This window comes from Streptomyces sp. NPDC050703 (assembly GCF_040654435.1).
Classification (GTDB): domain Bacteria; phylum Actinomycetota; class Actinomycetes; order Streptomycetales; family Streptomycetaceae; genus Streptomyces.
On record NZ_JBFAHX010000023.1, the window covers coordinates 132730 to 143579 of the forward strand.

8 protein-coding genes and 1 rRNA gene are annotated in these 10850 nt (G+C 73.4%); 5 read left to right on the forward strand and 4 right to left on the reverse strand.

Translation table 11 applies throughout. The annotated features are described in order from the left end of the window. Nucleotides 1-93: 93 nt before the first annotated feature. The 3 genes from mtrB to mtnA form a co-directional block, all read right to left on the reverse strand. Nucleotides 94-2157 (reverse strand): MtrAB system histidine kinase MtrB, encoded by a 2064-nt coding sequence (gene mtrB / locus AB0I16_RS22030; RefSeq protein WP_363251155.1) that lies wholly within the window; start codon nucleotides 2155-2157, stop codon nucleotides 94-96. Nucleotide 2158: 1 nt separating this feature from the next. Next, nucleotides 2159-2848 carry a two-component system response regulator MtrA gene (mtrA, locus tag AB0I16_RS22035; protein ID WP_198502768.1) on the reverse strand — a complete coding sequence of 230 codons (690 nt, stop codon included), beginning with the start codon at nucleotides 2846-2848 and terminating at the stop codon, nucleotides 2159-2161. Nucleotides 2849-3785: 937 nt separating this feature from the next. Then, nucleotides 3786-4943: an S-methyl-5-thioribose-1-phosphate isomerase gene (gene mtnA, locus AB0I16_RS22040; RefSeq protein ID WP_363251156.1), complete on the reverse strand. Its 1158-nt coding sequence runs from the start codon at nucleotides 4941-4943 to the stop codon at nucleotides 3786-3788. Nucleotides 4944-5083: 140 nt separating this feature from the next. Between mtnA and AB0I16_RS22045 the strand changes: the two genes are divergently transcribed. The 5 genes from AB0I16_RS22045 to AB0I16_RS22065 are packed head-to-tail and all read left to right on the forward strand — an operon-like array spanning nucleotide 5084 to nucleotide 10700. Next, on the forward strand, nucleotides 5084-6379 hold the full coding sequence (locus AB0I16_RS22045) for a hypothetical protein (RefSeq protein ID WP_363251157.1): 1296 nt from the start codon (nucleotides 5084-5086) through the stop codon (nucleotides 6377-6379). 22 nt (nucleotides 6380-6401) lie between these two features. Further along, a complete protein-coding gene (locus tag AB0I16_RS22050) occupies nucleotides 6402-7109 on the forward strand; it encodes a DUF4129 domain-containing protein (RefSeq protein ID WP_363251168.1) in 708 nt (235 codons plus the stop codon). Continuing rightward, entirely contained in the window at nucleotides 7106-8386 is a 1281-nt protein-coding gene (locus tag AB0I16_RS22055; protein ID WP_363251158.1) for a DUF4350 domain-containing protein, read from the forward strand. Before AB0I16_RS22050 ends, AB0I16_RS22055 begins: the two co-directional genes overlap by 4 nt. After that, complete coding sequence (locus AB0I16_RS22060; RefSeq protein WP_363251159.1) at nucleotides 8386-9372, forward strand: MoxR family ATPase; 987 nt, start codon at nucleotides 8386-8388, stop codon at nucleotides 9370-9372. Before AB0I16_RS22055 ends, AB0I16_RS22060 begins: the two co-directional genes overlap by 1 nt. Continuing rightward, entirely contained in the window at nucleotides 9372-10700 is a 1329-nt protein-coding gene (locus tag AB0I16_RS22065; protein WP_363251160.1) for a DUF58 domain-containing protein, read from the forward strand. Before AB0I16_RS22060 ends, AB0I16_RS22065 begins: the two co-directional genes overlap by 1 nt. 68 nt (nucleotides 10701-10768) lie before the next feature. Here the strand turns inward: AB0I16_RS22065 and rrf are convergent. After that, nucleotides 10769-10850 (reverse strand): 5S ribosomal RNA (rrf, locus tag AB0I16_RS22070); the annotation flags it as partial.

Below are 10850 nucleotides of genomic sequence, written 5' to 3' on the forward strand. Positions count from 1 at the left end.
GCGCAGCCCGCCAGGAGCGCCCCGCAACTCCCGAGCAGCAGCCCCGTACGCAGTGGACGCCCACGTCCCCCACCGGGGCCGCGCCCCGTACGCTCAGCGCCCACGACTGCTTTCCTCTCCCCGAACCACCCCGGACCCGGCCCCGTCGTCGCTTCCCGCCCCACCCGCGGACTCCGCGTCCGGGCGCGCGGCCCCGTCGGGTGCCCGGCGCGCCACGACCCGCGCGCCGCTGCCGGGCAGCGCCGTCGGGTCCACGGCGGCGGCCCGCGCGAGGCGCGGCGGTATCGGCCCCTTCGCCGGGACCGGCGGCGACACCCTCTCGGGCGACGCGGACGCCTGCGCGGGAACGGTCGCCCGCTTGCCCGCGCCCTCCTGCGGCCGCCCCGCCTCGTCGAGACCGCGGCGGCGGCGCGAGTCCTCGGGCTCCAGCGGTATCGGCGAACCCCGCAGCGGCTCGTCCGCCGTCCGCGGCAGGGTGAGCCGGAACTGCGAGCCGCCCCCCGGCTCGCCCCACGCCTGGAGCCACCCGCCGTGCAGCCGGGCGTCCTCCAGGGCGATGGACAGGCCGAGCCCCGTACCACCCGTGGTACGCGCGCGTGCCGGGTCCGCCCGCCAGAAGCGGCTGAAGACCCGGGTGGCCTCGCCGGGCTTGAGCCCCACTCCGTAGTCCCGCACGGCGACGGCGACGGCGCCGCCCGCCGCGGCGAGCCGTACGACGACGTCCTTGCCCTCGCCATGCTCCACGGCGTTGACCACGAGATTGCGCAGCACGCGCTCCACCCGACGGGCGTCGGCCTCGGCGACCACCGGCTGCTGGTCACCGACCACGCGTATGTGGGTGCCCTTGCGCTCGGCGAGCGGCTCCGCGCCGCCGACGACCCTGCGCACGACCTCGCGCAGGTCTATGGCGTCCGCCTCCAGCGCGGCGGCCCCCGCGTCGAACCTGCTGATCTCCAGGAGGTCGGCGAGCAGCAGCTCGAACCGGTCGAGCTGATCGGCGAGCAGCTCGGCCGACCGCGCGGTCACCGGGTCGAAGTCCTCCCGCGCCTCATGGATGACGTCCGCCGCCATCCGTACGGTCGTCAACGGCGTGCGCAGCTCGTGCGAGACGTCGGAGACGAACCGCCGCTGCATCCGCGACAACTCCTCCAGCTGCTGGATCTTCAGCTGCAGGTTCTGCGCCATCTTGTTGAAGGCCTCGCCGAGCCGCGCGATGTCGTCCTCACCGGTGACCTTCATACGCTCCTGCAGGCGCCCCGCGGACAGCCGCTCGGCGATCCCCGCCGCCATCCGGACGGGCGTGACCACCTGGCGCACCACCAGCCAGGCGATGGCGCCCAGCAGCACCACGACGAAGAGCCCCGCGGTGGCGAGGGTCGTCCTGACGAGGTTGAGCGACTCCTCCTCCTGCGTCAGCGGGAAGAGGTAGTAGAGCTGGTACGGATCGCCCTGGAGATCATTGAGGCGCTTGCCGATCACCAGGCCCGGCTGCGCCTCGCGACCGTCGTCGAACACGATGCGTGTGTTGGCCTGGTAGACGCCCGCGCCCTTGTCGACGCGGCTGCGCAGCTCCTCGGGCACGCTGAGGATCGGCTCCACGCCGCCCGACGCCCGCGAGCCGCGTACTCCCACATCACTCGCGGAGGTCAGCGTCACCACGGCGAACGCGTTCTGCCCGCCGCTGGAGAGCTGTTCGACCAGGTCGGACATCCACACGGCGGCGTTCCGCCCGTCGACGGTGCTGCCGTCCTGTCCCTGCCCGGTACTCTGCCGCGCGGCGTTGACGCTGTCCTGAGCGGCCCGGAAGCCACCGTCGGCCTGGCTCTGCGACGCCTTCACCTTGGCCTTGAGCAGGCCGTTGTTGACCGAACTCATGACGGCGAAGCCCAGCATGAGGACCACGCCGAGCGACATCAGCAGGGTCGTGACGACGACCTTGAGCTGGATGTTCCGCCGCCAGAGACGCACCGCAGGCAGCAGCGGGCGGCGCACCCAGCGTACGAAGAGCCGCAGCACCGGGCTGCCCTGCACACCGCCCTGGAGCAGCAGTCCGCCGTCGACGAGCCGCCCGAACCCGGAGGCCCGCCGCCCCGGGCCAGTCCGCCCCGGACGAGCCCCCGGACCCCCGGGCGCCGAGGTGGAACTGTCCCGCGACATGTCAGCTCGGTCCGGCCTTGTAACCGACGCCACGGACGGTCACCACGATCTCGGGCCGCTCCGGGTCCCGCTCAACCTTGGAGCGCAGCCGCTGGACGTGCACGTTCACCAGACGGGTGTCCGCCGCGTGCCGATAGCCCCAGACCTGCTCAAGGAGCACCTCGCGCGTGAACACCTGCCAGGGCTTGCGCGCCAGCGCCACGAGCAGGTCGAACTCCAACGGCGTGAGCGCGATCGACTGCCCTTCCCGCTTCACGGAGTGCCCGGCCACATCGATGACCAGGTCACCTATGGCGAGCTGCTCCGGAGCGGGCTCCTCCGACCTCCGCAGCCGCGCCCTGATCCGGGCCACCAGTTCCTTCGGCTTGAACGGCTTGACGATGTAGTCGTCCGCCCCCGACTCCAGACCGACCACCACGTCCACGGTGTCGCTCTTGGCCGTGAGCATGACGATCGGTACGCCCGACTCCGCCCTGATCAGGCGGCACACCTCGATGCCGTCCCGTCCGGGCAGCATCAAGTCGAGCAGCACAAGATCAGGCTTCGCCTCCCGGAAAGCGGCCAGCGCCTTGTCGCCATCAGCTACGAACGACGGCTCAAAACCTTCACCACGCAGCACAATCCCGAGCATCTCGGCCAGTGCGGTGTCGTCGTCGACGACAAGGACTCGTCCCTTCATGCCTGACATCATCCCATTCTCGTAACAGTGACTGGGCTGCTGGTGAGAGAGGTCACTGGCCTGTGACGATAGTCGTATCAGGCCATCACTGTCTGCGGTGATCCACAGCGCTCGGCCCCCCGGCCGGCCTCCGACCCGCCCGACAGCCGCCGCGACGGCCCTCGCGGACCGGTGACGAAGGCCGGGCAGGACCGCCGCGATCCCGCCAGCCCCGGCCCACTGGCCGATCCCGGCCCCCGGCCGACCCCGACTCGGGACCGACCCGGCCTCCAGTCGCTCCCAGCCTCGCCCCAGCCCCGCCTCAAGCCCGAACCCGGCTCCGGGCCAGTCCCAATGCAAGGCCGAACCCGGCCTCGGACCAGTCCCGGCTCAAGGCCCGGCCCGGTCTCCGATCAATCCCGGCTCCGGGACCAGCCCCGGCAATCCCGACTGCCGACCAATCCGGCTCCAGGCCGATCCCGACTCCGGGCCGACCCCGACTCAAGAGCCGACCCGACGGCCCCGGGCCAGTTCCTGGCTCAAGGCCGCACCCGGCCCCGGGCCAATCCCGGCTCCCGGTCGACCCGGTCGCCCCCCAGCTCTCAGCTGACGCCACGACCCTCTGGCCGGGCGCCCCGCCCCCCTCACCGGTGGCCACTCGGCCACCGCCCCTATCCTCCACCGGCCCCGCACCACGCGCGGAACCGCACCTCACAACCGCTCGTCCCCGCAACGGAGCCGCAGGCCAGGGCCAGCGGTCCGCCGTACAGAGCAGCCCGCCGGGCGAAGTCGTCCCACCGGGCTGAACAACCCACCGGGCAGCGATCCCACGCCCCCGCAGCGGTCCCGCCGAGCACAGCAGCCCGCCGGGCGCAGCAGTCCCGCCAGACAGACCGGCCCACAGGTCAGAGCGGTCCGCCCGGCAGATGTCCCGCGCCGCCGCAGCGATCTGCCGCCGCGACGAACCCGGCTAACCGATCGACACCTGTCCCGACCTCGCGCAGACCTCCGCGAGGCCGTCCACCGTCACCGGCGAAAGCACCCCCTCCTCCGTCACGATCGCCGTCACCAGCTCGGGCGGCGTCACGTCGAACGCGGGGTTGTACGCCTGCGTCCCCAGCGGCGCCACCGGCAGGCCACTCCCCGCGTCCCGCCCGAACGCCGGCGCGAAAGGCACCACGGCCTCCGTCACCTCATGGCCCGCCCGCTGCTCCACCTCGATGGACGCCCCGTTGGGCGTGCCCAGGTCCACGGTCGTCACCGGGGCCACGACGATGAACGGCACCCGGTGGTACCGCGCGAGCACGGCGAGCGGATAGCTGCCCACCTTGTTCGCCACCGAACCGTCCGCCGCGATGCGGTCGGCACCGATCAGCACCGCGTCCACCTCGCCGGCGGCGAACAGCGACCCCGCCGCGTTGTCCGTGAGCAGCGTGTACGCCATACCGCTCCGCGCCGCCTCGTACGCCGTGAGCCGCGCCCCCTGGAGCAGCGGCCGCGTCTCGTCCACCCAGAGCCTGCGCAGCCGCCCCGCCCGGTGCGCCTTGAGCGCCACCGCGAACGCCGTGCCCTCCCCGCCGGACACCAGCGCCCCCGTGTTGCAGTGCGTCAGGACGCGGTGACCGCCGCCCGGCATCAGCTCGTCGAGCAGCGCCAGGCCGTGTTCCGCCATCCTCTCGCTGGCCCTCGCGTCCTCGGAGTGCAGCGCCCGCGCCGCCCGGAGCGTGGCCCGCGCCGCCGCCGCGTGGTCGGCGCCGCCCGTCAGCGCCGTGCGGTAGGCCGCCTGGGCCCGGCGCGCGCCGTAGGCGAGGTTGACCGCGGTGGGCCGCGCTCCCGCGAGGGAGTCCGCCGCCTCGTCCACGTCGAACCCGCGGGCCGCGGCGAGCGCGACGCCGTACGCCCCCGCGATGCCCAGCAGCGGCGCACCGCGCACCGCGAGCGTCCTGATCGCCTCCACCAGGGCAGGCGCGTCCGTGCACACCCTCTCGATCTCCTCGCCCGGCAGCCGGGTCTGGTCGAGGACGACCACGACGGGGCCTTCGGGAGGTTCGTCCCAGCGGATCGCGGGGATCGCGGGGGTGCCGGTCGGCCGTATGTCCCCGCCGGATTGCGCGTACTGATCAGCCATCCGACCAGTCTGCCCCTTACCCCACGGACAATTGAAGGTATCCAGCCTCTCCGGCCCCCGGTCACCCCGTCGAGGGCCCGTGGCACGATGGCTGGCAACCAGCCGCCGCACCCGCGGGCGGGCACCGTGAAGGAGCGACGATGAACGACACTCCGGGCTGGGCCTCGCCCGGATCCGCCCCCTCCTCCGACGACGGGCAGGACTCCGGCAAGCCGGACGCCGGCGAGCCCACCGGCCCCGGTGGACCGAGCGGTCCACCGAAGTGGTCCAAGGAGCAGCCCCCGCCTGCCCAGTGGTCCCCGCCCAGCGGCCCGCACCCGGGCCAGGGCCAGACCCCGCCGCCCCCGCCCCCTCCGCCCGGCCAGGGCGGCGGCTGGGGCTGGGGCGGCCCGCCTCCGGGCGGCCCCGGCGGCTACCCCGGCTGGGGCGCCTGGCAGGGCCCGCCGCCCGCGGCCAAGCCGGGCGTCATCCCGCTCCGCCCGCTCGGCGTCGGCGAGATCCTCGACGGCGCGGTGTCCACCATGCGCGCCCACTGGCGCACGGTCCTCGGCATCTCGCTGACCGTCGCCGTCCTCACGGAGATCGTCGTCGTCCTGCTCCAGGGACTCGTCCTCAACGACGCCGCCGACACCGAGGCCCTCAACGACCCGAGCGCCACCCTCGGCGAGCTCACCCGCGCCATGGGCGACACCTTGCTGAGCTCCGGCGTGGTCCTCGTGATCACCCTGCTCGGCACCATCGTCGCGACGGCCCTGCTCACGATGGTCACCAGCCGTGCGGTGCTCGGAAAGTCGGTGACCACCACCGAGGCCTGGCAGGACTCGCGCCCCCGACTGGCCAAGCTGGTCGGCCTCACACTGCTCATCCCGCTCATCGGCACGGCCATCGTCGCCGTCGGCGTCCTGCCCGGCGTCCTCATCGCCCTGGCCGGCTCCACCGAGGCCGGCGCGAGCCTCGCCGTCCTCGGCGGGTTCGCCGCGACCGTCTTCGCCGTCTGGACCGTGCTCCGCTTCTCGCTCGCCTCTCCCGCGCTCATGCTGGAGAAGCAGGGCGTGAAGAAGTCCATGGCCCGCTCGGTCAAACTGGTCCGCGGCTCCTGGTGGCGGGTCTTCGGCATCCAGCTGCTCGCCGCCATCATCGCGAACATCGTGGCGTCGATCATCGTCATACCGTTCACCTTCATCGCCGGCGCCCTCAGCGGCGACGGCGTCACGGGCTTCCTCAACAACACCGGTGACCTGGGCTGGACCTTCCTCATCGTGAGCGGCGTCGGCTCGGTGATCGGCTCCATGCTGACGTTCCCCATCACGGCCGGGGTCACCGTGCTCCTCTACATCGACCAGCGGATCCGCCGCGAGGCACTCGACCTCGAACTCGCCCGCGCGGCCGGCCTCCCCGACCGGTCGGCCAACCCGCCCGGCACCCCCGGGAGCTGATGCGGTGACCGCGGCGGGGGCAGTGCTCATACGGTGGGGGACCGCACCGCTCCTGCCGCGCTCCGGCGACGAACCACCGGTGACGATCCCGCGCGCCCCCGCGCGGGAAGCGGCCGAGCGCGAGCTGTCCAGACCGGCGTACCACGAGAACGATCCCAGCCTGCTCCAGCGCGCCCTGAACCGCTTCTGGGAGTGGATCGACGACCTGTTCTCCGCCGCCGCGGGAGCCACCCCGGGCGGCGGGATCGGGCTTCTCGTCATCGTCCTGGCCGTGGCGCTCCTGGCCGCGGCCCTCTGGTGGCGCCTCGGCACCCCCCGGCGCGTCCCCTCCTCCGCACCCGCCCTCTTCGACGACCGCCCCCGCAGTGCCGCCGAACACCGCACCGCCGCCGAGGCACACGCCGCCGCGGCCCACTGGGACCAAGCCGTCCAGGAGCGCATGCGCGCCCTCGTCCGTGCCCTGGAGGAACGCGCGCTCCTCGACCCCCGCCCCGGTCGCACCGCCGACGAGGCCGCCGCCGAAGCAGGCCGCACCCTGCCCGCCCACGCCGTGCGACTCCGCGAGGCGGCACGGGAGTTCGACGACGTGACGTACGGCGGACGCACCACCGACGAGCCCGCGTACCGCCGCTTGACCGGGCTCGACGACGACCTGGAACGCACCAGACCGACGCTGACCAGCACCGCCCGCACCACATCGAGCAGCAGCTCCCAGGGGGCGGCCGAATGACCGGCTCCCCGCACCCCACCGAGATGCCTCGCTCCGCCGAGCCGTCCCCCTCCCCCGAACCCCCGCCCGACGCCCCCTCGGCCACGGCCGGTCCACCGCACGGCGAGACCTCGCTCGCGCCCACCCCACGCCGGCTCTGGACACGCTCGCGCGGCATCGTCCTCGCCCTGGTGCTCCTCCTGGCCGCGGGCGTGGCCATCGCCGTGGTCCGCTCCGGCGGCCAGCACGGCCGCCTCGACCCCCGCTCCGCCGAGCCCCACGGCAGCCGGGCCGTCGCCGAAATCCTCGGCCGGAACGGCGTCTCCACCCGTGTGGTCACCACCACCGAGGAGGCCCGGTCCGCGGCCGGCCCCGAGACCACACTCCTCGTGGCCAACCCCGACCTGCTCACGGAACGGCAGAGGACCCGGCTCCACGCGGCCACCGAGAACTCCGCCGGACGTACCGTCCTGATCGCACCGGGCCCCCGCTCGATCGGCACCCTGGCCCCCGGTGTCACCGCCGACACCACCCCCAGCACCGATTCGGCCCTGGCCCCCGCCTGCTCCCTGCCGGCGGCCCGCCGCGCGGGCACCGCCGACACGGGCGGCATCCGGTACGACACACTCGCCCCCGACGCCGAGGCCTGCTACCCCAGCGACGGCCTGCCCAGCCTCCTGCATCTCCCCGCCCCCCGCAGTCAGGGCGACACCGTGGTCCTCGGCTCGCCCGACATACTCTTCAACAGCCGCCTCGACGAGCGGGGCAACGCCTCACTCGCCCTGCAACTCCTGGGCTCCCGGCCCACGCTGGTCTGGTACCTCCCCTCGCTCTCCGATGACCGGGCGGCCACGGAGACCGAGCGCCGGAGCTTCTTCGACCTGATCCCAGCGGGCTGGCGATGGGCCGCTCTGCAGCTCGCCATCGCCGCCGCCCTCGCCGCCCTGTGGCGGGCCCGGCGCCTCGGCCCCCTCGTCCCCGAACGCCTCCCCGTGGTCATCCGCGCCTCAGAGACGGTCGAGGGCCGCGCCCGCCTGTATCGCCGAGCGGACGCCCGCGACCGCGCGGCCGACGCCCTGCGCACCGCCTCCCGCAGCCGCCTCGCACCTCTCGTCGGCGTACCGCCCGCACAGGCCCACGCGCCCGAAACCCTGGTCCCAGCTCTGTCCTCGCACCTTCGCTCCCCCGGTCAAGACCTGCATCTCCTCCTCTTCGGGGCGCCCCCGGGCAACGACGCAGCACTCATCGCCCTCGCCGACCGACTCGACGCCCTCGAAAGTGAGGTACGCCATTCATGATGGACCCGACCACTGACAACGGGCCCACCACGGACCCCGACCGCGCCCGCGCTTCCCTCGAAGCCCTGCGCGCCGAGATCTCCAAAGCCGTGGTCGGCCAGGACCCGGCCGTCACCGGCCTCGTCGTCGCACTGCTCTGCCGCGGTCACGTCCTGCTGGAAGGCGTCCCCGGAGTGGCCAAAACGCTGCTGGTCCGCGCCCTCGCAGCAAGCCTCGAACTGGACACCAAGCGCGTCCAGTTCACCCCGGACCTGATGCCGAGCGACGTCACGGGCTCCCTCGTCTACGACGCCCGCACCACCGAGTTCTCCTTCCAGCCGGGCCCCGTCTTCACCCACCTCCTCCTGGCCGACGAGATCAACCGCACGCCCCCCAAGACCCAGTCCTCGCTCCTCGAAGCGATGGAGGAACGCCAGGTCACGGTCGACGGCACCGCACGTCCACTCCCCGAGCCCTTCCTCGTGGCGGCGACCCAGAACCCGGTCGAGTACGAGGGCACATACCCTCTCCCCGAGGCCCAGCTGGACCGATTCCTGCTCAAGCTGACGGTCCCGCTGCCCTCCCGCCAGGACGAGATCGACGTCCTCACCCGCCACGCCGATGGCTTCAACCCACGAGACCTGCGCGCCGCCGGCGTACGCCCCGTCGCGGGCCCCGCCGACCTGGAAGCCGCCCGCACCTCGGTCGCGAAGACCTCCGTCTCCCCCGAGATCACCGCCTACGTGGTGGACGTCTGCCGCGCCACCCGCGACTCGCCGTCCCTCACCCTCGGTGTCTCGCCCCGCGGCGCCACGGCACTGCTCTCCACCGCCCGCGCCTGGGCCTGGCTCACCGGCCGCGACTACGTCATCCCCGACGACGTCAAAGCCCTGGCCCTGCCCACCCTCCGCCACCGCGTGCAGCTCCGCCCGGAAGCCGAGATGGAGGGCGTCACCGCCGACTCCGTCATCAACGCGATCCTCGCCCAGGTTCCGGTCCCCCGCTGATGGCCCTCACCGGACGTGCCGTCCTCCTCGCGGCTCTCGGCAGCCTTCCCGTGGGCATCTGGGAACCGGGCTGGACAGGCATCCTCGCCGTCAACACGCCCCTGGCGCTGGCCTGCGCCTGCGATGTCGCCCTGGCCGCACCCGTACGCCGCCTCGGTCTGACGCGCTCCGGCGACACCTCCGTACGCCTCGGGGAAACCGCCGCCGTGGACCTCACGGTCACGAACCCCTCCGGCCGCCCCCTGCGCGCCGTCATCCGCGACGCCTGGCCCCCGAGCAGCCAGCAGCCCCCGGCCGGGGCCACCACGTCGGCCGGGGCCATCGAGCCCCGCCACCGCCTGACGATCCCGGCCGGCGAACGACGTCGCCTCACCACGCGCCTGCGCCCCACCCGGCGCGGCGACCACCAGGCCGACCGGGTGACCATCCGCTCGTACGGCCCCCTGGGCCTCTTCGCCCGGCAGGGCAGCCACCGGGTGCCCTGGACCGTACGCGCCCTGCCCCCATTCGCCAGCCGGAAGCACCTGCCCGCCAAGCTGGCGCGCCTGCGCGAGCTCGACGGCCGCACCAGCGTGCTGACCCGAGGCCAAGGCACCGAATTCGACAGCCTGCGCGACTACGTTCCCGGGGACGAGACCCGCTCCATCGACTGGCGAGCCACAGCACGCCGGTCCACCGTCGCGGTCCGCACCTGGCGCCCGGAGCGCGACCGGCACATCCTCCTGGTCCTCGACACCGGCCGCACCTCAGCCGGCCGGGTGGGTGACGCCCCACGCCTCGACGCCTCCATGGACGCGGCCCTGCTCCTGGCCGCCCTCGCCTCCCGGGCCGGCGACCGGGTCGACCTCTTGGCCTACGACCGTCGGGTACGGGCCCTCGTCCAGGGCCGGTCGGCGGGCGATGTCCTGCCTTCCCTGGTCAACGCGCTGGCCACGCTGGAGCCCGAACTCATCGAGACCGACGCTCACGGCCTGACGTCGACGGCTCTGCGCACGGCTCCCCGCAGCGCGTTGATCGTGCTGCTCACCAGCCTGGACCGGGCCCCGGTCGAGGAAGGGCTGCTTCCCGTGCTGTCTCGCCTCACCAAGCGCCACAAAGTCGTGGTCGCCTCGGTGGCGGACCCTCACGTACAGCAGATGGCGACCGCCCGCGGAACGACAGAAGCCGTCTACGACGCGGCAGCTGCCGCCCAGGCACAGTCAGAACGGCACCGCACCGCGGAACAACTCGCGCATCGCGGCGTCACGGTGGTGGACGCCGCCCCGGAGGCTCTGGCCCCTGCACTGGCGGACGCATACCTGTCCCTCAAGGCCGGCGGCCGCCTGTAGAAACACCGGACACCCGGAACGCAGAAAACCCCCGCACCAAAAGGTGCGGGGGTTATTCCCTAAAAGAAGTTCGGCGGCGTCCTACTCTCCCACAGGGTCCCCCCTGCAGTACCATCGGCGCTATGAGGCTTAGCTTCCGGGTTCGGAATG

Excerpts from the sequence above, each read along its gene's own strand:
- AB0I16_RS22065 (WP_363251160.1), top strand. The coding sequence starts at position 9,372 with ATGGCCCTCACCGGACGTGCCGTCCTCCTCGCGGCTCTCGGCAGCCTT.
- mtrA (WP_198502768.1), bottom strand. The coding sequence starts at position 2,848 with ATGATGTCAGGCATGAAGGGACGAGTCCTTGTCGTCGACGACGACACC.
- AB0I16_RS22045 (WP_363251157.1), top strand. The coding sequence starts at position 5,084 with ATGAACGACACTCCGGGCTGGGCCTCGCCCGGATCCGCCCCCTCCTCC.
- mtnA (WP_363251156.1), bottom strand. The coding sequence starts at position 4,943 with ATGGCTGATCAGTACGCGCAATCCGGCGGGGACATACGGCCGACCGGC.
- AB0I16_RS22060 (WP_363251159.1), top strand. The coding sequence starts at position 8,386 with ATGGACCCGACCACTGACAACGGGCCCACCACGGACCCCGACCGCGCC.
- mtrB (WP_363251155.1), bottom strand. The coding sequence starts at position 2,157 with ATGTCGCGGGACAGTTCCACCTCGGCGCCCGGGGGTCCGGGGGCTCGT.
- AB0I16_RS22055 (WP_363251158.1), top strand. The coding sequence starts at position 7,106 with ATGACCGGCTCCCCGCACCCCACCGAGATGCCTCGCTCCGCCGAGCCG.